General features: G+C 61.5%; 22 protein-coding genes, 1 tRNA gene and 1 riboswitch. Of the genes, 12 read left to right on the top strand and 11 right to left on the bottom strand.

Going from position 1 to position 21,047, the window contains the following annotated elements; translation table 11 throughout:
* Nucleotides 1–24: 24 nt before the first annotated feature.
* Nucleotides 25–306, bottom strand: coding sequence for a YggT family protein (locus tag MK745_RS02545; protein WP_243611711.1), 282 nt, complete (start codon nt 304–306; stop codon nt 25–27).
* A gap of 126 nt (nt 307–432) precedes the next feature.
* Here MK745_RS02545 and MK745_RS02550 point away from each other — a divergent pair, with 126 nt between their 5' ends.
* The 8 genes from MK745_RS02550 to MK745_RS02585 all read left to right on the top strand — a co-directional run bounded on the left by MK745_RS02550 (nt 433) and on the right by MK745_RS02585 (nt 7,961).
* The gene (locus tag MK745_RS02550) at nt 433–969 is read left to right on the top strand and encodes an acyl-CoA thioesterase (RefSeq protein ID WP_243611712.1); all 537 of its coding nucleotides are present in this window, start codon (nt 433–435) and stop codon (nt 967–969) included.
* Between the two features lie 56 nt (nt 970–1,025).
* The gene (locus MK745_RS02555) at nt 1,026–2,417 is read left to right on the top strand and encodes an MFS transporter (RefSeq protein ID WP_243611713.1); all 1,392 of its coding nucleotides are present in this window, start codon (nt 1,026–1,028) and stop codon (nt 2,415–2,417) included.
* On the top strand, nt 2,393–3,307 hold the full coding sequence (gene mepA / locus MK745_RS02560; protein ID WP_243611714.1) for a penicillin-insensitive murein endopeptidase: 915 nt from the start codon (nt 2,393–2,395) through the stop codon (nt 3,305–3,307). Before MK745_RS02555 ends, mepA begins: the two co-directional genes overlap by 25 nt.
* Entirely contained in the window at nt 3,280–4,179 is a 900-nt protein-coding gene (locus tag MK745_RS02565; RefSeq protein ID WP_279391713.1) for an esterase-like activity of phytase family protein, read from the top strand. The genes mepA and MK745_RS02565 overlap by 28 nt, the downstream gene beginning before the upstream one ends.
* Before the next feature lie 88 nt (nt 4,180–4,267).
* On the top strand, nt 4,268–4,903 hold the full coding sequence (locus MK745_RS02570; RefSeq protein WP_243611716.1) for a queuosine precursor transporter: 636 nt from the start codon (nt 4,268–4,270) through the stop codon (nt 4,901–4,903).
* A gap of 322 nt (nt 4,904–5,225) precedes the next feature.
* Entirely contained in the window at nt 5,226–5,648 is a 423-nt protein-coding gene (gene arfB, locus MK745_RS02575; RefSeq protein WP_243611717.1) for an alternative ribosome rescue aminoacyl-tRNA hydrolase ArfB, read from the top strand.
* Between the two features lie 85 nt (nt 5,649–5,733).
* On the top strand, nt 5,734–7,002 hold the full coding sequence (locus MK745_RS02580; RefSeq protein WP_243611718.1) for an aspartate aminotransferase family protein: 1,269 nt from the start codon (nt 5,734–5,736) through the stop codon (nt 7,000–7,002).
* A complete protein-coding gene (locus MK745_RS02585; protein ID WP_243611719.1) occupies nt 6,999–7,961 on the top strand; it encodes a phosphotransferase enzyme family protein in 963 nt (320 codons plus the stop codon). Before MK745_RS02580 ends, MK745_RS02585 begins: the two co-directional genes overlap by 4 nt.
* Here the strand turns inward: MK745_RS02585 and pncB are convergent.
* The 7 genes from pncB to MK745_RS02620 form a co-directional block, all read right to left on the bottom strand.
* Complete coding sequence (gene pncB / locus MK745_RS02590; RefSeq protein WP_243611720.1) at nt 7,951–9,243, bottom strand: nicotinate phosphoribosyltransferase; 1,293 nt, start codon at nt 9,241–9,243, stop codon at nt 7,951–7,953. The genes MK745_RS02585 and pncB overlap by 11 nt on opposite strands.
* A gap of 87 nt (nt 9,244–9,330) precedes the next feature.
* Nucleotides 9,331–9,927, bottom strand: coding sequence for a bifunctional nicotinamidase/pyrazinamidase (gene pncA / locus MK745_RS02595; protein WP_243611721.1), 597 nt, complete (start codon nt 9,925–9,927; stop codon nt 9,331–9,333).
* A 140-nt stretch (nt 9,928–10,067) separates the two neighbouring features.
* A complete protein-coding gene (locus tag MK745_RS02600; RefSeq protein ID WP_243611722.1) occupies nt 10,068–10,862 on the bottom strand; it encodes a cytochrome c1 in 795 nt (264 codons plus the stop codon).
* 15 nt (nt 10,863–10,877) lie between these two features.
* Nucleotides 10,878–12,191: a cytochrome b gene (petB, locus tag MK745_RS02605; RefSeq protein WP_243611723.1), complete on the bottom strand. Its 1,314-nt coding sequence runs from the start codon at nt 12,189–12,191 to the stop codon at nt 10,878–10,880.
* A gap of 12 nt (nt 12,192–12,203) precedes the next feature.
* The gene (petA, locus tag MK745_RS02610; protein ID WP_243611724.1) at nt 12,204–12,764 is read right to left on the bottom strand and encodes a ubiquinol-cytochrome c reductase iron-sulfur subunit; all 561 of its coding nucleotides are present in this window, start codon (nt 12,762–12,764) and stop codon (nt 12,204–12,206) included.
* 248 nt (nt 12,765–13,012) lie between these two features.
* Complete coding sequence (locus MK745_RS02615) at nt 13,013–13,618, bottom strand: glutathione S-transferase N-terminal domain-containing protein (RefSeq protein ID WP_243611725.1); 606 nt, start codon at nt 13,616–13,618, stop codon at nt 13,013–13,015.
* Nucleotides 13,615–14,247: an FMN-binding negative transcriptional regulator gene (locus MK745_RS02620; protein ID WP_243611726.1), complete on the bottom strand. Its 633-nt coding sequence runs from the start codon at nt 14,245–14,247 to the stop codon at nt 13,615–13,617. Before MK745_RS02620 ends, MK745_RS02615 begins: the two co-directional genes overlap by 4 nt.
* Before the next feature lie 60 nt (nt 14,248–14,307).
* Nucleotides 14,308–14,457: riboswitch (FMN riboswitch) on the top strand.
* Between the two features lie 72 nt (nt 14,458–14,529).
* Between MK745_RS02620 and MK745_RS02625 the strand changes: the two genes are divergently transcribed.
* A complete protein-coding gene (locus tag MK745_RS02625) occupies nt 14,530–14,982 on the top strand; it encodes a 6,7-dimethyl-8-ribityllumazine synthase (RefSeq protein WP_347813641.1) in 453 nt (150 codons plus the stop codon).
* 86 nt (nt 14,983–15,068) lie between these two features.
* Here the strand turns inward: MK745_RS02625 and MK745_RS02630 are convergent, their stop codons facing one another.
* The 3 genes from MK745_RS02630 to dapF are packed head-to-tail and all read right to left on the bottom strand — an operon-like array spanning nt 15,069 to nt 17,799.
* The gene (locus MK745_RS02630) at nt 15,069–15,701 is read right to left on the bottom strand and encodes a glutathione S-transferase (protein WP_243611728.1); all 633 of its coding nucleotides are present in this window, start codon (nt 15,699–15,701) and stop codon (nt 15,069–15,071) included.
* On the bottom strand, nt 15,698–16,957 hold the full coding sequence (gene mtaB / locus MK745_RS02635) for a tRNA (N(6)-L-threonylcarbamoyladenosine(37)-C(2))-methylthiotransferase MtaB (protein WP_243611729.1): 1,260 nt from the start codon (nt 16,955–16,957) through the stop codon (nt 15,698–15,700). The genes MK745_RS02630 and mtaB overlap by 4 nt, the downstream gene beginning before the upstream one ends.
* Nucleotides 16,954–17,799, bottom strand: coding sequence for a diaminopimelate epimerase (gene dapF, locus MK745_RS02640; protein ID WP_243611730.1), 846 nt, complete (start codon nt 17,797–17,799; stop codon nt 16,954–16,956). Before dapF ends, mtaB begins: the two co-directional genes overlap by 4 nt.
* A 98-nt stretch (nt 17,800–17,897) precedes the next feature.
* Between dapF and MK745_RS02645 the strand changes: the two genes are divergently transcribed.
* From MK745_RS02645 to MK745_RS02655, 3 genes are all read left to right on the top strand, one after another.
* A tRNA-Lys gene (locus MK745_RS02645) sits at nt 17,898–17,973 on the top strand.
* Nucleotides 17,974–18,132: 159 nt separating this feature from the next.
* Nucleotides 18,133–19,641 carry a class I adenylate-forming enzyme family protein gene (locus MK745_RS02650; protein ID WP_243611731.1) on the top strand — a complete coding sequence of 503 codons (1,509 nt, stop codon included), beginning with the start codon at nt 18,133–18,135 and terminating at the stop codon, nt 19,639–19,641.
* Between the two features lie 116 nt (nt 19,642–19,757).
* Entirely contained in the window at nt 19,758–20,999 is a 1,242-nt protein-coding gene (locus MK745_RS02655; protein WP_243611732.1) for a serine hydrolase domain-containing protein, read from the top strand.
* Nucleotides 21,000–21,047: the final 48 nt, after the last annotated feature.

Here is a 21,047-nt window from a genome sequence, read left to right on the forward strand (position 1 = left end):
CTCACAACCCGCGGGTCGCGATCCCTAGAGCAAGATTGCCGGAAGGATGTAATCTCGCAGCGAGATAATGATGATAAAGGCCACGAGCGGCGCAAGGTCGAGCGGACGCGTGTCGGGCAGGATGTTGCGGATCGGGGTGTAGATCGGCTCGAGCAGGCGGTTGAGGCCATACCAGATCTGGGCCACGAATTGCTGACCTAGGTTCAGAACCTGAAAGCTGATGAGCCAGCTCATGATGATATGGATGAGCATGATGAAGAAAGCCACATCCAGAATGAGCCGCAGCGGTCCGTAGATAGCCATCATGGCAAGTATCTCCTGTTTTCCTGCCCAAGAGGTAAGCGCGCGGGCGACAAAGGGCAAGCCTCCTGCAGGGTCATGATTGACGTAGCAGGCAGGGGCGTAGAGAAGGCGATGCGAAAGGAGCCGCCCATGTACCCTGTCATCCGCATGATCAAAGAGTTGGTCGTGGCCCGTAAGGCGAGCCCGCTGCCGCTTACGGGGACGCATGTCTCACAGCATATCTGCTGGCCGCAGGATATCGACATCTGGATGGAGTTGAACAACGGGCGCACCCTGACGCTCTTGGATCTCGGGCGTATTCCGCTTGCGCATCGCATCGGCCTTATTGGGGTGCTGCGCAAGAAACGCTGGGCGTTGACGATGGCGGGGGTTTCCGTGCGCTATCGCCGCCGCATCCGGACTTTTGAACGGTTCGAGATCAGGAGCCGGGCGGTCTGTTGGGACGACAAATTCGTCTATATCGAGCAATCCATGTGGAAGCGCGACGGTGAATGCGCCAATCATGCGCTTTACCGTGCGGCTGTGACGGATGCGAATGGGATCGTTTCTCCAGACCGCATTCTGGAGGCGCTTGGCTTTGACGAGGCAAGCCCCGAAACCCCGGAATGGATCGCAAATTGGATCGAAGCAGAGGCGACGCGACCTTGGCCGCCAATGCAAGATTAGCTTGCTTGAATGTCATACTCCCTGTCTAAGATTGAAAAAAACGAGGGGAGGACGCGATGGCCGAGGTTTCCAAGCGTAGACGAATCTGGGGCTGGTGGTTTTTCGATTGGGCGAGCCAACCGTATAACACGCTCGTTCTGACTTTTATTTTCGGCCCGTATTTCGCGAAGGTTGTCAGCGAGATCCTTGTCGAAAGCGGCATGGGTGTCCCCGAGGCCAAGGCACAGGCGCAAGCCTACTGGGGCTATGGTCTGACCGTCTCTGGCGTCCTGATCGCGGTTCTCGCACCGATCCTCGGGGCGGTTGCCGACAGCACCGGCAAACGGATGCCCTGGGTCTGGACCTTCTCGGCCATGTATGTGGTTGGCGCCTATGCGCTCTGGTACACGGCGCCGGCGGACTTCGACGTGACCCGCACGCTGATCTTCTTCGGGATTGGTCTGATCGGCATGGAGTTTGCGACGATCTTCACCAATGCCATGCTGCCCTCACTTGGCGGCAAGGAAGAGATTGGCCGGATTTCCGGCACCGGCTGGGCCTTTGGCTATGTCGGCGGGGTGATCGCCCTCGCGATCATGTTGCTTTTCTTCCAAGCCGGCGAGAGCGGCACGACCATGGCCGGGCTGGCTCCGGTGTTCGGTCTCGATACATCGACCTATGCGGACACGCGGGCCGTTGGGCCACTGACCTCGATCTGGTACGCGGTATTCATGATCCCGTTCTTTCTTTGGGTGAAGGAACAGCCCGATCCGAACCATGAACCCTACAAGGTTGGTAAGGCGCTGAGCGACCTCGGGCGCACATTGCGCGGGCTGCCCATGCATCGCAGCCTTCTGGCCTATCTCACTTCCTCGATGTTTTATCGCGATGCGCTCAACGGCATGTATACGTTCGGCGGCATTTACGCCTTTGGTGTTCTTGAGTGGGGCATCATGCAGGTCGGCATTTTCGGTATTGTCGCAGCCATGACGGGGGCGCTCTTTGCTTGGATCGGGGGCAAGGCGGATACGGCCTTTGGCCCGAAGCCTGTAATCGTGGTCTGCATTACGGCGCTTCTATTCACGGCGGTGTTCATCATCGGTCTGTCGCGCGATGCGGTGTTTGGGATGCCGGTTGCCGAAGGGTCGGCCCTGCCGGATATACTGTTCTTCGTGGCAGGGGGCATGATTGGGGCCGCAGGTGGCGCGCTTCAATCGGCGAGCCGGACGATGGTCGTGCGCCAGTCGAACCCGGAACGGATGACCGAAGCCTTTGGTCTTTATGCGCTTTCGGGAAAGGCGACGACCTTCCTCGCCCCGGCCTTGATCGCCATCGTGTCGGACATAAGCGGAAGTCAGCGTCTTGGCATCACGCCGATTGCGGCGCTCTTTCTTCTCGGAATGATCCTGCTAGTCTGGGTGAAACCGGAAGGAGATCACACCAAATGGTCCGACGCCTCCTCATCCTGATCGCGCTTGGCGGATTGGCAGCCTGCCAGACGCAAACAGCCGAACGGGCAACCGTCTCGACGCAGGCCGAGATCCCCGTCGCCATGCGCGGGGTCGAGGCGCGGCAGTTGTTTGGGGCGCATGCGCATGGCTCGCGTCAAGATCCGGTGCCGCATGGATCCTATTCCAAGGGGTGTCTTGCGGGGGGTGTCGAGCTTGCCGAGACCGGGCCGACATGGCAGGCCATGCGCCTGTCGCGCAACCGGAACTGGGCCTATCCCGAAACCGTCTCCTTCATCCGAGACCTTTCTGCCAAGGCTGCGGCGCAACCGGGGTGGGCAGGGCTATATGTCGGCGACATGAGCCAGCCGCGTGGCGGGCCGATGCTTACCGGGCACCGTAGTCACCAAAGCGGGCTCGATGTCGATATCTGGATGTTGCCGCCCAAGCGGCTTGATCTGAGCGCGGTGGAGCGGGAGAACCTATCGTCGATCTCGACACGGCGTGCCAAGGGGGCCTACGTCAACGACAACTGGACCCACGGGCATCACGAGATTCTCAAGGCCGCCGCACAGGATCCGCGCGTGGCGCGTATTTTCGTCTTTCCCGGCGCCAAAGTCAGGATGTGCAATGACGAGACCGGCGACAGGAGCTGGCTTCGCAAGATCCGCCCATGGTGGGGCCATCACTATCATTTCCATGTGCGTCTAAACTGTCCCAAAGGGGCGCGCGGCTGCATCGATCAAGACGCGCCGCCGCCCGGAGACGGGTGCAAGGATGCGGAGAAATGGGTGCAGGATATCCTGAATCCGCCGCCGCCAGATCCCGACGCCCCGAAACCCAAACCACGCCGTCAGCTTCAGATGGCAGATCTCCCCCGGCAATGCGTTTCCGTTCTTCAATCGCAATAGGCGCGTTTTGTCTGCTCGCTGCGGCTTGTGGATGGGCCGAGGGAGGGGATAGCGCCCGTCTGGCCTCTGTTCTTGCATGGGACAGGGACGAGGACTGGTTCGGTGGGTTCTCCGGCATGGAGGTTGCCCCGGACGGCAATACCTTCCTCTTGGTGACGGACAGGGGACGCTTTGTTGAAGGGCGTTTCATGCGTGATGACGATGGCGGCCTAGTCGGGGTCGAAGAGGTGCGGATGGAGCGCGTGAAGACCCGAACCGGAGAGGTGCCGCGCCCGTTCGAACGCAATAGCGAAGGGCTCGCTCAAAGCGCACAGGGCGGGCCGATCTATGTTTGCTTTGAAGGACAGCATAAGGTTGAGGCTTTCGAGTATCCTGGTGCTTCGGCTCAAAGCCTGCCTGACTTGCCGGGAACCGAGCAGCTTTCGCGCAATGAGGGGCTTGAGGCGCTGGCCGTGGATCAGGTCGGTCGGCTGGTCGTGGTATCAGAGGGGGCACCGGAGGCCGAGGAAGGGTTTCCCATATGGCGGCTTGCCGAAGGCGAATGGCACATCCTCGACAACATCTCGCGCGAGGGCGGGTTTCGACCTGTTGGCGCGGACTTTGGGCCGGATGGGCGTTTCTATCTTCTGGAGCGGAGTTTTAACGTTGTCGGGTTTAGCAACCGCGTGCGCCGCTTCGATGTCGAGAATGACAAACTCGTCAACGGGCAAGAGCTTTTTCGGGCTGCGACGGGGGTTCATGACAATCTCGAAGCCCTGTCGGTCTGGCGCGATACGACGGGAGCGATCCGTCTCACGATGGTGTCGGATGACAATTTCTTTTCGTTTCAGCGCACCGAAGTCGTCGAATATGTGGTCCAACAAGCCCCTTGATTTCAAGGCGCGGCCTCTATAGACCCCGCCCGTCCCGCATGGGTGCGGGACCAAGTCGCCGCCACCTTGTAAAAACGGATTCAGAGTTATGAAAACGATCCATCTTCCCGGCATTCTTGCCATGGCCGCCATTGTCGTGGCCTCCAACATCCTTGTGCAGTTCCTGTTCGGCCAATGGTTGACCTGGGGTGCCTTTACCTATCCGCTCGCCTTTCTCGTGACCGACGTTATGAATCGCGTCTATGGCGTTGCCGCCGCGCGCCGCGTTGTGGTCGCCGGCTTTGTCGTCGGCGTGATCTGCTCCGCGATCGGCACGCAGATCATGCTCGAGGGCGACGGCTATACCTATCCGGCCGTGACCCTGCGCATCGCGCTTGGCTCGGGCCTTGCGTTCCTGACGGCGCAGCTTCTTGATGTGGCGGTGTTCAACCGGCTGCGTGAAGGGGCGTGGTGGCGGGCGCCTTTGGCGTCGACGTTGATTGGCTCTTCGGTAGATACCGCGATTTTCTTTACGATCGCTTTCTCCGGGGCGCTGACATTCCTCGAGCCGGGCAACGATGTCTCTTGGGCGGGCGAGATGCTTCCGCTTCTGGGCGCTGGGCCTGTCCTGCCGCTTTGGGTTAGCCTTGGACTTGCCGACTGGATGGTCAAACTGTCGCTCGCTTTGCTTGCTCTTGTGCCATTCCGCATCATCGTGGGGGTATTGGTACCGCGCACCACATGATTTTGTTTGACATATCCACAGCCTGTGGCAGGCTGAGGGTACGCGAAACAATCTGAAAGGAGGTGCCCATTGTCTAGAGAAGCTATGGAGAGCAGTGTTGGAACAGTTCGGAGGGAGTATCTCTGAGGCAGCCCTTGGCTGATACAGAACCCGAATTGGTGCTCACCTAACCGACGCACCTCCTACCATCTCGAAGGGCCGCTCTATCGCGAAAGAGCGGCCCTTTTCGTTGGAAAATCGCATATATGTATCACGTCGGTATTACGTCGGTATCGCGGTGGTGCGAGAATGAACCGGGTCAGACAGAGTATGAGGGGCAGCAATGCTCGTGATTGACGAGAACGTCAGCTTGCAGGACTGGGAATTGACGGAGCAGTTCGTCCGTGCCAGCGGGCCAGGCGGACAGAACGTCAACAAGGTCGCGACGGCGGTCGAGTTGCGCTTTGAGGCAGAAAGGTCTCCCTCTCTTGAAGGGCCGGTCAAGGCGCGGCTCAAGCGGTTGGCGGGGCGGCGCTGGACCAAGGATGGTGCGGTTATCATTCAGTGCGACGAGACCCGCAGTCAGGGACGCAACCGCGAGATCGCGCGCGAGCGCCTCGCCGAGTTGATCCGCAAGGCGCTTGTCAAACCGAAGCGCAGGATCAAAACCAAACCGACCTACGGATCGAAGCAACGCCGTCTCAAGGCCAAGAAAGAACGCGGCGAGGTCAAAGCGCTTCGCGGTCAGGTGCGGCGCGAGGACTAGCTCCGACGAGATTTCGCCGCGTTTGCCATTGCGGTTCTCGCTCAGGTGGTTTGAATGCCCTCGTGTGACGAGGGGAAGCAAGACTATGACAGAAACCATGCTGGAACGCCGCGCGCGCCTTTTGGGGCCGCAGATGACGACCTTTTACCGCGAGCCGGTGCATGTTGTGCGCGGGGAAGGCGCTTATCTTTGGGACAAGGACGGGCGGCGGTATCTCGATTGCTACAACAATGTGCCGCATGTCGGGCATTGCCACCCCCGCGTTGTCGAAGCGATTGCAACGCAGGCGGCGACGCTCAACACCCATACGCGCTATGTGCATGACGCAATCCTTGACTATGGCGAGGCGCTTACGGCCAAGTTCGGGCATGGGCTCGAGAGTCTGGTTATGGTGTGTTCGGGATCCGAGGCCAATGATGTGGCGCTTCGCATGGCCGAAGCGATGACCGGCAAGACCGGGATTATTGGCACGGACAACACCTATCACGGCAATACAGCGGCGGTTTCACAGCTCAATTCGAAGAAAATACCGGTTGGGGGCTATCGGGATCATGTGCGGCAGGTTCCGGCGCCGGACAATATGGCCCCGATTGGCGGATCGCAGGAAGGGCAGGCCGAGGCCTTCGCGCGTGGTGTCGAGGCGGCGATTGCCGAATTGGAAGAGAGCGGCCATGGCGTCGCGGCGATGATCCTTTGCCCCTATTTCGCCAATGAGGGGTTTCCGACGCTTGAGCGCGGTTTCCTTGATCGCGCGATTGAGGCTGTGCGAAAGGCGGGCGGGATCATCATCGCGGATGAGGTGCAGCCCGGTTTCGGGCGCATCGGGAGCCATTGGTGGGGGCATGATCGGCTTGGCTTTGCGCCCGATATCGTGACGCTTGGCAAGCCGATGGCGAACGGGCATCCCGTCGCCGCCGTTGTCACGCGGCCCGAGATCCTCGGCGCGTTTCAGGAGGCGTTCAAATACTTCAATACCTTCGGCGGCAACCCTGTCAGCGCGGCGGCGGCGATGGCGGTCTTGCAGGTCATTGAAGAGGAGGCGCTTGTCGAGAACGCGCGCGATGTCGGGGCCTATACGCTGTCTCTCTTGCAGGAGGTACAGGCGCGCCATGATGTGATCGCGGATGTGCGCGGTGCGGGGCTTTTCCTTGGGGCAGAGCTCTGGCGCGATGGAGCACCGGCAACTGCGCTTTGCGCCGAAGTGGTCGAGGACATGCGGGGGCGTGGTGTGTTGCTTCATTCCGTCGGGCGGCGTGACAACACGCTCAAGGTTCGGCCGCCTTGCGTCTTTGGGCGCGCGGAGGCCGAGACACTCGCCGAGGTTATGGACGCGGCATTGGAGGCGGTGACATGAAGGATGCAGAGGCCCGCGCCTATGCCGAGGCGGCCCTGATGCATTGGGGGATTGAGGCGACGCCGCGCCTTATCAAGAACCGTGAGAACGCCGTATTCGAGACTGTTTCGCCTGAATTCGGGCGGGTGGCGTTGCGGCTCCATCGTCCCGGATACCAGAGCGATGCTGCGATCCGATCAGAGCTATGGTGGGCCGAGGCCTTGGTCGCGGCTGGTGTGCAGGTGCCTTTGCCGGTGCGAACCAAGGCCGAGGATGTGATCGCCGATGTGCCCGAGGCGGGGCGGAGGGCGTCGATTGTGACATGGATGGACGGCGCGCCATTAGGCGAGGGGGATGTGCCTCTTGACGGCAGCCCGGCGCGGCAGGCGGCGCTACATCATGCGCTTGGTGCAGAGCTGGCGCGGCTTCATGCGGCGAGCGACGAGGCGACCCTGCCGGAGGCCTTTGAAAGGGGTGTGCTCGATCGCTCGGCCCTCTTGGGGGATGATCCCGCGTGGGGGCGGTTTTGGGAAAATCCGGCGCTATCGCGGGAGGAGCGCACGGCACTTCTTGAGGCGCGAGAGCGGCTTTGCGAGGTGATCGGAAGTCACGAAGCGGAGGGCGATTTCGGCCTGATCCACGCGGATGCGCTGCGCGAGAACGTGATGGTGCAGGGCGATGCGGTGCGCCTGATCGACTTTGACGACGGAGTGTTCGGGTTCCGCATGTACGAGCTTGGCGTGGCGATGTCGCAGAACTGGGATCAGCCGAACCGCGCGGATTTGGGTGCTGCGCTTCTCGAGGGGTATGGCACGGTGAGGCCGCTGCCGGGCGATGCGGCGCTCCTTGAGGCGTTCACGGTCATGCGGGGGCTTGCGAGCTGTGGCTGGGTGATCGGGCGTTATGCGCCAGACGCACCCGAGACCGCCGACTATGCGGCGCGGGCGGTGAAGATGGCGCGGGAATGGCTTAGACGATAACCTCGAGCTTTTCCTGCGCGCCGACGCCAAAGACGCGTTTGTAGCGCTCGATCTCATCCGCCGGGCCCATCGCCTTGTTGGGGTTATCGGAGAGCTTGACCGTCGGACTTCCATTGGCCGAGACCGCTTTGCAGACGAGCGAGAAGGGCGCGAGGCCATCGTCAGGGGTCAGGCCGCGGAAGTCGTTGGTCAAGAGCGTGCCCCAGCCGAAAGACACCTTGGCGCGGCCTTCGAATTGCGTCGCAAGCTCGACGATCTTGGCCTCGTCGAGACCGTCGGAGAAGATGATGAGCTTCTTGGTCGGATCCTCTCCGCGTTCTTTCCACCAGCGAATGGCCACCTCGGCGGCGGTGGCGGGATCGCCGGAGTCGATGCGAATCCCGGTCCATCCGGCGAGCCAGTCGGGCGCACGTTTGAGGAAGCCCTCAGTGCCGTAGGTGTCGGGCAAGATGATGCGCAGATTCCCGTCATGTTCTTCGTGCCAGTCGGCCAAGACCTGATAGGGGGCTTGCGCGAGTTCTTCGTCGCTCTTGGCGAGGGCGGAATAGACCATCGGAAGTTCATGCGCGTTGGTGCCGATGGCTTCGAGGTCGCGTTTCATGGCGATGTGACAATTGGAGGTGCCGATGAACTTGTCGCCAAGCCCTTCGCCCATCGCCTGCACGCACCAATCCTGCCAGAGATAGGAATGGCGGCGGCGGGTGCCGAAGTCAGCGATCTTGAGGCCCGGCACATCGCGCATGTGCTGAATCTTTTCCCAGAGCTTGGTCATGGCGCGGGCATAAAGAACCTGAAGCTCGAATTTGCGCATGTCGTTGAGAACGGCGCGACCGCGCAGTTCCATCAGGACAGCGAGCGCAGGGATTTCCCAGAGCATGACCTCGTGCCATTTCCCTTCGAAGGTCAGCTCATACTGACCGTCGCGCTTTTCGAGGTGGTAGTCGGGAAGCGACATATTCTCGAACCACTGCATGAAGTCGGGGCGGAACATCTGGCGTTTGCCGTAGAATGTATTGCCGCGCAGGAAGGTGCTTTCGCCGCGGGTCAGGGAAAGGTAACGGATGTGGTCAAGCTGTTCGCGCAACTCGCCCTCGTCGACCAGTTCGGCAAGACGCACGGAATCGGTACGGTTGATGAGTGAGAAGGTGACATGGGCGTCCGGCTGATTGCGGAACACCGATTGGCACATCAGGAGCTTGTAGAAGTCATTGTCAATCAGCGACCGGACGATCGGATCGATTTTCCATTGCTGGTTCCAGACTCGTGTCGCGATATCGACCATGTTTCAGGCTTTCCTTGCCAGTGTTTCCAAGGTGATAGCGAAAAGAACGCAGGGGGTCCAATCCGATTTGTGCGCCGCTCTTACGCCTTAGGCGAGATGCACACCGGCCTGTTTCAGTTCTGCAAGCGCCGCCGCGAGCGAACCGTCGAGATCAATCGCGCGGCAGAGGTCTTGGCGCAGGGTCGCTTTGAATCCAAGCTGCGCGGCATCCAACGCGGAATAGGCGACGCAGAAATCGGTGGCGAGACCGACAAAGGTCAGTTCGGTGATGCCAAGGCTTCGTAGCGCGCCATCAAGCCCCGTGGGGGTTTTTCGGTCGTTTTCGAAGAAGGCGGAGTAGCTATCAATTGCCGGGTTCATGCCTTTGCGCTGAATGATCGCGGCGCGGTCTGTGTCGAGGTCGGTGTGAAAGGCGGCACCATGCGAGCCTTGGACACAATGATCTGGCCAGAGCACTTGGGGGCCATAGGGCATCTCGGTCATCTCGAACGGCGCTTTGCCATCATGCGAGGAGGCGAAAGACGAATGGCCTGCCGGGTGCCAGTCCTGTGTCAGGATCACGTGGTCGAAATCGGGCATGAGGGTGTTGATGCCTGCAACAATCTCGTCCCCGCCGGTTACAGCAAGCGCGCCACCGGGGCAGAAATCGTTTTGCATGTCGATGACGATCAGGGCGTGGGTCATGGAAGCCTCCTATGCTTGGGCCAAGGCATAGCAAGGTGTAGAGGGGCGGCGCAAATCAATAGGGATATGTGCTGCGCGCAAAGAAAAAGGCCCCGCCGATGTGGCGAGGCCTTCTGGAGAGAGGTGTGTCTGTCCGCGGCTTAGCCGTGGAACTCCTTACCCTTGACCGGAGCCCAGAGCTTTTTGTTCGTGAGGAACAGAAGCGAGGCCAGGAGGGTCAGCATCAGGACACCGATGAAGCCAGCTTGCTTGCGGGCCATCATCTTGGGTTCTGCTGCCCACATCAGGAAGGCCGCCACGTCTTCGGCTTCGTGATGCAGTTCATTGGAGTGACCGTCGGCAAATTCCACGTCCTCACCGTAGAGCGGCGGGGCCATGGCGATCCAGCCGCCGGGGAAGGCGGTGTTCTCGTAGTAGGTCGTACCGGCTTCTTCTTTTTCCTCACCGGTGTAGCCGGTCAGGATCGAGACGATGTATTCCGGACCGCCCATACCTTTGAAGAGCTGGTTCATACCGGTGCCGTAAGGACCGTGGAAACCCGCGCGGGCCTTCGCCATGAGCGACAGGTCCGGTGCGTTGGGATCGCCACCTTCCGGGAAGTGGTCGGTCGGCTTGGCCGGACGGAAATCGTCCAGTTCGGCGTCGAACACTTCAAAGGTCTGTTCCGCGTAGGCGCGGACCTGGTCTGCGGGCAGGTGCGGGCCGCCTTCGTCCGCAAGGGTGCGGATCGGGACGTAACGCATGCCGTGGCAGGCCGAGCAGACCTCGGTGTAGATCTGGAGACCACGCTGAAGCTGGTTCTGGTCGAACTTGCCGAACGGGCCTTCGAAGGAGAAGTCCACATCGTGGATGTGGCTTTCTCCGCCGGCCGCGAGGGCGCCACCTGCCGAAAGGGACAGGGCAGCGATTGCGGCGATGCTAAGTTTCTTAAGCATTATCCTGTTTCCTTCTTATTCAGCAGGTTTGCCGTAGTGGGCGTCAAAGTCTTCCTCGATCGTGGTCGGCGGGGTCGTCGGTTTCTCGATGACGCCGAGGATCGGCAGGATCACGAGGAAGTAGCCGAACCAGTAGGCCGAGCCGATGAGGGAGATGGTCGAATAGGGCGGTTCCGCCGGCATCGCGCCACACCACATCAGGACGATGAAGTCGACGATCAGGAGGTAGAACCACCATTTGAACTGCGGGCGGTAACGGCCCGAGCGCACGCGGCTCGTGTCAAGCCACGGCACGATGACCATCACGGCGATTGCGCCGAACATCGCGATCACGCCGAAGAACTTGGCGTCGATGATGCCGCCGGTAATCCAGCTTGCCGCCATCACGACCCAAACATCCGCCGTGAAGGCACGCAGGATCGCGTAGAACGGCAGGAAGTACCATTCCGGAACGATGTGCGCGGGCGTCACGAGCGGGTTGGCTTCGATGTAGTTGTCCGGGTGGCCGAAGTAGTTCGGCATGAAGCCGACCACGGCGAAGAAGACAACGAGCACGATGGCGAGGCCAACGAAGTCCTTGATCACGAAGTAGGGCCAGAAGGGCAGGGTGTCCTTGGCGGCTTCTTCCTTGGAGCCACGACGCACCTCAACACCGGTCGGGTTGTTGTTGCCCGTGGTGTGGAAGGCCCAGATGTGAACGATCACAAGTGCGGCGATCACGAAAGGCAGAAGGTAGTGCAGCGAGAAGAAGCGGTTCAGGGTGTAGTTGTCCACTGCCGGGCCGCCGAGAAGCCAGGTCTGCAGCGCTTCGCCGATGAACGGGATGGCGCCGAACAGGCCGGTGATCACGGTTGCGCCCCAGAAGGACATCTGACCCCAAGGCAGAACGTAGCCCATGAAGCCGGTGCCCATCATCATCAGGAAGATCAGCATACCGACGATCCACGTGATTTCGCGGGGCGCCTTGTAGGAGCCGTAGAACAGGCCGCGGAAAATGTGGATGTAGACGGCGAAGAAGAACAGCGAGGCGCCGTTCATGTGGATATAGCGGAGCATATGGCCGCCATTCACGTCACGCATGATGTGTTCGATCGAGGCGAACGCATAATCGACATGCGGCGTGTAGTGCATCACGAGGACGATACCGGTCACGATTTGCAGCACGAGGCAGAAAGCGAGAACGATACCCCAGATCCACCACCAGTTCAGGTTCTTGGGGGTGGGGATCATGATGGTGTCATAGATCAGGCCGACAACGGGCAGGCGGCTGTGGAGCCATTTCTCTGCGCCGGTCTTCGGCTCGTAATGGTCGTGGGGAATACCAGACATTGCGTGCGCTCCTTAACCGAGTTTGATCGTCGAATCGTCGACGAATTCGGCCACGGGCACCCAGAGGTTTTCCGGTGCAGGGCCTTTGCGGATACGACCAGCGGTGTCGTAGTGCGACCCGTGGCAGGGGCAGAACCAGCCGCCGAAATCGCCAGCGCCGTCGCCGATCGGCACACAGCCGAGGTGCGTACAAACACCGATCATCACGAGCCATTCACCTGCCTCATCGAGGGTCCGGTTTTGGTCGGAGGCGTCGAGCGCCATGTCGTTGCGGTTCTGAGCATTCTTGTCGATGAGAGCGTTCAGGTCGACGGCGCGCCCTGCTTCGATCTCATCCTGGGTCCGGCGGCGGATAAAGACGGGCTTGCCGAGCCATTTCACGGTCAGCTGAGTTCCCGGCTCGATGCCAGAAACATCGACCATGATCGAGGCAAGGGCCTGAACGTCTGCCGAGGGATTCATTTGGTTGACCAGAGGCCAGACGGCGGCTCCGGCGGTCACTGCACCTGCGCCAGCGGTGGCGTAGTAGAGGAAGTCTCTGCGGGTGCCTTCGTGATCTTCTGCGTGGGACACGAGGTTCTCTCCATTCTTTCTTGGCCAAGTAACGAGCCAAAACCGTCGAGGCCGCTTCTTGAGCAGCCACTACAGGGCGCTATTTAGCGAAGCCACGCCACACCGTCCAGCGATGTTTCGCCCAAGTTTCACCTTAGCGTCCCTCTGTCGCGCTTGAAACGCATTCATGAAAACCCATGTCTGGCAGTTGTTTGCGCTATCGAGGGCGATTTTGGCGGTGCTTGGGCGAATCGCCGAATAGATCTGCGTTAGTCGCGTGGGGCCGTCGATTGCATGCTCTCGAGGTTCGACACCGTCTCGAACCAGTCGGCCAGCACCGGGCGCCCGTCGCGCCAGTTGCGCGCTGCGTGGCGGAAATCAAGATAGCCAAGCGCACAGCCGAGCGCGAATTGCCCCATGTTGCGCGGTGCGTTCAGGTCGTCGCGCCAATCTTTTTCGATCGAGTCGAGCGCCTGAGTGACCTTGGCCCACTGCGCATCTAGCCATGTGCTGTCCTGTTGTTCAGGCGCGCGCAGGCGCCCCTCGTAGGTGATCAGGACAGCCGCATCCATGATCCCGTCGGCCATCGCTTCGAGGGTGAGCACGTCCCAGAGGCGGTCCTCGGGATAGAGCCCACCCTTGGCCCGCGCATCGAGGTAGCGGCAAATCACGCGGCTATCGAAAATCGGGCGGCCATCCTCACGGATCAAGGCGGGGATCTTGCCAAGCGGGTTGGCATCGCGCGCATCCGGCGCAGTGGCGACGGGCGAGGTTTTGACCGCGACCATTTCGACATCGTCGGTCTGACCGGTTTCGTGCAACAGGACGCAGACCTTGCGGACAAAGGGAGAGGCCGAGGCAGAGACGAGTTTCATTTTGGAGCCTTTTCAATGGGGGCCTGCATCAGGCCGGAGAGAAGCGCGAGATCCGAGCCGATGCTTGACCCGGCCACATGAGACGCCGCGCCAAGGCGGGCTGCGTCAGGTTTGTTCTGTGAGAACTTCCAAGTGCCCTGCACGTCGTCGATCTCAAACCGGAAAGGCCGGATCATCCGCAGCAGTCGAGAGAGCGCCTCGGCATCCATCTTGCTGCTTTGCCAGACCGGTTTTGGCAGCAGACGGGTTTCGAAAGCTTCGCTCAATCGGTCAAGTTGATCGCGCAGGGCGGTGTCGGGCAGGGGCACGAGGCGACCGGAAAGATGCACGGCAACGTAGTTCCATGTCGGCACCTGGTCGGGCATGTCATACCAATCCGGCGAAATATACCCGTCCGGCCCGGTCACGGCGAGCGTCGCGGGGCGGGTCTCTTTCGCGGCGCGGGCAGTGGCGCTCGAGCGGGCGAGGTGCAATTCGGCGGCGGTCCCGTCCTCGGAGATGATAAATGGCACATGCGACAGGTGCGGCGCGCCGTCGGAGGACAAGGCCAGCATACCGAAGCCACGTTCGCGGGCAAAGGCGAGGTTCTCGTCGCGGGTTGCGATGTGAAAGGTCGGGTTGGGATGCATGGTCGGTCCTGCTGACGTTTGGGCGGATGTTGCATTGTGGCCCGAGTCTTGGCAAGTTGCCGTTGTTCTCAGGGCGGGGTGCAATTCCCCACCGGCGGTATGCGGGCGATGATCCGTAAGCCCGCGAGCGCCCCTGCCAGCGGCGGGGGGTCAGCAGATCCGGTGAGAGGCCGGAGCCGACGGTGATAGTCCGGATGGAAGAGAACGTGCGCTCAGGCGGACCCTTTGGGGCCGGTCTGTCGTTCGTGATCGCCTTGGGTGACGTGTCTGTTACGAAAGGAGATCACTCAGATGACACACACCCGATATGCATTCATCAAAGCGGCGTGGCACGCCGATATCGTGGACCGCGCCTATGAAGGGTTCTGCGAGCTTATCCCGGAGGCGCAGGTCGATGTCTTCGACGTTCCCGGCGCGTTCGAGATGCCGCTATTGGCGCGCGATCTTGCGATGACGGGGCGCTACGGCGCCGTGGCCTGTGCGGCTCTTGTCGTCGATGGCGGGATCTATCGGCATGATTTCGTGGCGCAGGCCGTGGTTGACGGGTTGATGCGGGCGGGGATGGACAGCGGGGTGCCGGTCTTGTCGGTCTCGCTCACGCCGCATCAGTATCAGGAAACCGACCATCACAACGCGATTTACCGTGCGCATTTCGTCGAGAAGGGACGCGAGGCCGCGCGGGCGGCACTTGGCGTTCTGAACGTGCGGTCGGCAGCATTGGCCCCGGCGGCCTAGTCAAACGGTGCGCCGCAAGGCGGCGCGCTTGTTTGAGCTCCCGTGCCCCAAGGGGCCCGGGAGCGATTCGCCTCCGGCGGGAGTATTTACCCAGAGAAGAAGATGGGGGCGTCGCCCTCGCGCCATTGCGGGTATTTCGTCATGATTGCGGCAAAGCGGGGCGAGGCGAGGAAGGTTTCGAGCCAGCGATGCAGATCTGGCCAATCCTGCGCGTCGAACCATGTTTTGTCGGTCATGGCGAATTGCCGGATGAATGGCAGGATCGCGAGATCGGCGAGGCGCGGTGTCGGGCCGAAGAGCCAGTCTTGCCCGGTCAGTTGGGTGTTCAGCGTCTCGAGGTGCGCAGACGCTTTGGTGCGCTCCGCTTCACGGTCGGCATCGTCATAGCGCGTGTGGTACTTGTAGCGGTCAAGAGCGGTTTTAAACGGGCCGTCGGTCGCGGCGATGAGGGCATGGCCGTCCTGCGGCATGTCGAGCAGGCCTTCGGGGTCGTTCTGCGCCAGTGCCCAGCACATGATGTCGAGGCTTTCGTCGATCACCGAGTCGCCCGCTTTCAGGCAAGGCACCGTCGCACTTGGTGAGGCCGCGAGGAAGGCGGGGGGCTTGTCGCGCAGGACCACTTCGCGCAGTTCGACCCTGAGGTCCGCGCTCGCGAGTCCAAGCCGGGCGCGCATCGCGTAGGGGCAACGACGGAAGCTATAGAGGATCGGCAAGGTCATGCGACGAGTTGGCTATCGCGTGTGCCCTTGATCTCGGTGGTGACAATGCTGCCTTCGGTTTGGGCCGTGTCAAAGTGCACCTCGGTGAATTGTTCGGTGCGGCCCATGTGTGGGTTTTCCATCAGGATATGATGCGTCTTGCCGATCTGCGCGGCGAGATGCTTGGCGACCTGTGCCTCACCCGCGGCGCGCAGGCGGGCGGCGCGCGCCTTGATGGTGTTGCCGTTGATCTGGGACGGGATCTTGGCGGCGGGGGTGCCTTCGCGCTTTGAGTAGGGGAAGACGTGCAGCCAAGTCAGGTCGCAATCCGTCACGAGGCGGAGCGAGTTCTCGAAATGCGCCTCGGTTTCGGTCGGGAAGCCCGCGATGATGTCGGCGCCGAAGGTCATGTCGGGGCGCAGGCGGCGAGCCTCTTCGCAAAAGGCGATGGCGTCGTCGCGCAGGTGGCGCCGGGCCATGCGCTTGAGGATCAGGTCATCGCCATGTTGAAGCGAGAGATGCAGATGCGGCATGAGACGCGGCTCGGTCGCGATGGCCTGCATGAGCGCGTCATCGGCCTCGATCGAGTCGATGGAGGAAATGCGCAGGCGTGGCAGGTCTGGCACCAGCTTGAGGATACGCATGACAAGATCGCCAAGGCGTGGCGTCATCGGCAGGTCGGCGCCCCAGCTCGTCAGGTCAACCCCGGTCAGCACGACCTCGTTGAAGCCCTTGTCGACGAGGCGCTTGATCTGATCCACCACGACGCCAGCTGGCACCGAGCGGGAATTGCCGCGGCCGTAGGGGATGATGCAGAAGGTGCAGCGATGATCGCAGCCGTTCTGAACCTGCACATAGGCGCGGGAGCGGGTGCCGAAGCCGTCAATCAGGTGTCCGGCGGTTTCCGTCACTGACATGATGTCATCAACCATGACCTTCTCGGTCTCGCCGACGAAATCGGCGGCCATGGCTTTCCATGTCTCGGGTTGCATCTTTTCGGTATTGCCGATGACCGTATCGACCTCGTCCATCTTGGCGAAGGTCTCGGGCTCGGTCTGGGCGGCGCAGCCGGTGACGATGATGCGCGCCTCGGGGTTTTCGCGGCGCAGCTTGCGGATTTCCTGCCGCGCCTTGCGGACGGCCTCGGCGGTCACAGCGCAGGTGTTGACGATCACGGCATCGCCCAAGCCCGCCTCTGCAGAAAGCGCTTTCATCGCTTCGGTCTCATAGGCGTTCAGACGACAGCCAAGAGTCGTGAACTTGGGCGGGGTGCTCATTGCGCGTCCTCGAGGAAAGCCTTGGTGAAGGAGCCGGAGAAGACATGCGCTGTCGGACCGGTCATCCAGACGCCATCTTCGGCCCAGCGGACCTGAAGCGTGCCGCCGTCGAGGTCAATGCGGACGTTGCGACCGGTGAGGCCGCGCCGCGCGGCGGCCACGGCGGTGGCGCAGGAGGACGACCCGGAGGCCAGTGTGATACCGACGCCCCGTTCCCAGACGCGCATGCGGATGTGATCGGGGGCGATCAGGCTCGCCACCTGGACATTGGTGCGCTCGGGGTAGAGCGGATGATGTTCATGCGCCGCGCCAAAGGCGGCGAGATCGACAGATTCGGCGTCCTCGACAAAGAAGGTACAATGCGGGTTGCCCATGCCCGTTGCGACCGGCGCGCCCTCGATCGGAAGCTCGAGCGTATCAAGCGGTTCGGCGAGGGGAATCTCTTGCCAGTCGAGCTGGGGCTGACCCATGTTAACCGAGGTCAGCCCATCGCCCGCATCCCGGGCCAGGAGCGTGCCGCGATCCGTGGTCAAACGCAGGCTTGTAAGCCCCGTCTCGTCCATGATTTGCCGCGCAATACAACGGGTTGCATTCCCACAGGCGGCCGAGGTCGACCCGTCGCTATTGTAGAAGGTCAGGTGCGCATCATGGGCGCCCTTGGAGATCACTGCGAGCTGATCAAAGCCAACGCCGCGATGGCGATCAGCAATGGCCCGCACGAGCGAGTCCGTCAGCGCCAGATCGCGCCCACGCGCATCCAGCACGACAAAGTCATTGCCGAGCCCATGCATCTTTTCAAAGGGCATTTGCCCCGGTTTTTCACGCGTAGTCATGGGCGGCATATACGCCCCTTGGAAAAAGGTTTCCAGTCATCTGCATTTTTCTCACAGATTCGGCTTGACCGCCTGCGATAGCCGTCATAGTAAGCGCGCCACAGTGTGGGCCGTTAGCTCAGTTGGTAGAGCAACTGACTTTTAATCAGTGGGTCGTAGGTTCGAATCCTACACGGCTCACCACTGAAATCCTTTTCCTTCAAATCGTTAGAGTCTTGATCGACGCTTTGGCGTGTGACGCCCCGTCATTCGTGGCTTTTTCATTCTCCTACGCTGGATGGCCGTATTAGGCTGTGCATCAGCGCAGCGGGAGGAGACCTTGCGCCTTGGGGAGGAGACAGGATGCAGCGGGTGCATGAGTTGGTCGCGCGGGCGGCGCAGGACAAGCCGGAGGGGCTTGCCTTTATCAACGGGGATGACAGGCGGATAAGCTGGGGCGCATTCCAGAGCGCGGTTGAGGATGCGCGGGACGATCTCGTGCGATTCGGGGTTGGGCCAGGAGATCGGGTTGTCATCGTGCTGGAAAACGCGATCGAGGTCGCGGCGTTCTATTTCGCGGCGAGCCATCTTGATGCGGCGGCGGTCATGGTGAATGCCCGCATGTCGCGGCCCGAGCTTGATCGGATCGTGGCGCATTCGGACCCTAGCGCGGTCATGTTCGCGACGGATGTCTCTGCGTCGGCGGCGGCCCATGCCGAGGCGTTCGGGGCCACACCCTGCACCGGGCGCTATGGCGCGGTCGCTCTTTGGGCGCGAGAGGGCAGTGTGGCCGAGCCGGTCTTTGAGAGCGGCGAGGAGCAGGTCGCGCTCTTGCTTTATACTTCGGGAACGACGGGGCATCCGAAGGCGGCGATGCTCACCCATGCCAATATGATCGCAGCGGGGCGGGCCTCGGCGGATGTGCGGGGGATGCGCGAGGGGGATATGACCTTTCTCGCCCTACCCATGTCGCACATCTTTGGCCTTGTCACGGTGCATGCGATCAGCCTTGCGCAAGGCTCGGCGCGGCTCGAGCCTGTGTTCGACGTGGCGCGGCTCTACACGGCGTTGCAGGAGGATGTGACCCTTCTTCCGGCGGTGCCGCAGATGCATGCGCATCTGTTTCACTATGCGCGTGCGCATGACATGCCGCGCTATGATCGTGGGCTGTTGCGCTATGTCTCTTCGGGCGGGGCGCCGCTTGACCCGGTTTGGAAGCGCGAGGCGGAAGAATTCTACGGGCAGACGCTTCAGAATGGGTATGGCCTGACCGAGAGCGCGGCAGGGATATGTGCGACGCGCAATGCGATGGGCGATCCCGATACCAGCGTCGGCGAAGCCATGCTTGGTGCGACGATCCATATCGACCTTGATGCGCCGGGCGCGACCCCGGCAGAGGGGATCGGCGAAATCCTTGTCGGCGGCCCACAGATCATGAAGGGCTATTTCCGCGACCCAGAACAGACCGCCGCCACGCTGACCGAAGAGGGCCTGTTGCGGACCGGTGATCTTGGTCGGTTCGACGATCAGGGGCGGCTCCACATCGCGGGGCGCACAAAGGAATTGATCATTCGCTCAGGATTCAATGTCTATCCGGTCGAGGTTGAGGCAGTGTTAACGGAGCATCCGGACGTCATTATCGCCGGTGTTGTGGGCCGTCCTGTGGAAGGCAATGAAGAGGTTTTGGCTTTTGTCAAAGCGGTGCCGGGGAGCGGCCTTACGGAGGATGCGCTCAAGGATTTTCTCCGCGCGCGGCTCACACCATACAAACGGCCCGAACGGATCATTGTCGCGGATGATCTTCCAGCGGCGCCAACCGGCAAAATCCTCAAGGCGAAACTAATCGAGACCTTCCAAGATCGGCTCGGGTAGGACGACCTACGTATTTTTGCGTTCTTGCCCCGCCCCTTGTCCGGGCGGCAAGGTGGCGGAGGAGGAGACGCGCCATGCCCGCAGGGGTGGGCCGCAAAAGGACAGGGAAGACACATATGCACAGGGGGAGCGCCGCAAAGCTTGGATTTGATCCCGAACGGCTTGGTCGGATCGGGGATTGGATGGAATCCTATGTGGCAGAGCGGAAATTTCCCGGTAGCAGTATGCTTATCTCGCGCCATGGCGAAGAGGTTTTCTTCCATGCCGCAGGCCTTCGCGATATCGAGAGCGGCGCCGCGTTCGAGCGCGATACGGTGGCGCGTATCTATTCCATGACCAAGCCGGTTACCTCGGTTGCCCTGATGATGCTCTATGAGCGGGGTCTGTTCACACTCGACACGCCGGTGAGCGAATTTATCCCGTCTTTCAAAGACATGAGCGCGCTTATCCCCGGCGCGATGTCGATTGAAGAGACCGAATCTGCGCCCGCGCCGACGCTTCATCAGTTGCTCACCCATACGGCCGGTCTTAGTTATCCGTTCAATCCCGGTGTGCTTGCTGCGGCGATGGAAGAGGGCGATTTGATCTTCCGCGCCAATCAAGGAAACCTGGCCGATATGGTCGATCGGGTGGCGGCTTTGCCGTTGGCGTTTCAGCCGGGGGCTAGGTGGGAGTACTCGGTCGCGATTGACGTGTTGGGGCGGGTCGTCGAGGTGGTGTCGGGACAGACGCTGGAGGCGTTCTTCGAGACGGAAATCCTTGGCCCGCTTGGGATGGGAGAGACGGCGTTTTCTGTGCCGGAACACGCGGTCGATCGCTTCGCTTCGCTTTATACGCCGCTGGCGGGGGATGCGATGGCGCTCAACGCGGCGCGCACGGGGGAGAACCCGCTGCGTCGGGTCGACCACAAGGACGGCTCTCCCTTCCTCAAGGCGGATATGTTCTCGGGTGGTGGCGGGCTGGTCGGGACGATCGACGACTACATGCGCTTTGCCGAGATGCTTCGGCTTGGCGGGGCGCTTGAAGGCGTGCGTTTGCTGTCGCCGCAAACCGTTGATTTCATGATGCAAAACCACCTGCGGGGCGAGATTTCGGAGATGGGGCCGCAGAGCTTTGCCGAGCAGCCGATGGAAGGCATGGGGTTCGGCCTTGGCGGGGCGGTTGTCCTTGATCCGGCGCGCGCAAGGGTGCCCGGATCGGTGGGCGATTTCTCGTGGGGCGGCATGGCGTCAACCTTCTTCTGGGTCGACCGGGAGACGGGCCTCAGCGTGGTGTTTTTCACCCAGCTTTCGCCCTCGAGCAGCTACCCGGCAAGGGCCGAGATGAAGGCGCTCGTGCATGGGGCGATGGTGGGGTAGGGGCGCTGCCCCTCTTGGCCGCCGATTGGCGGCCAATTCACCCCGGAG

This window comes from Shimia aestuarii (assembly GCF_022814865.1).
Taxonomy (GTDB): domain Bacteria; phylum Pseudomonadota; class Alphaproteobacteria; order Rhodobacterales; family Rhodobacteraceae; genus Shimia; species Shimia aestuarii_A.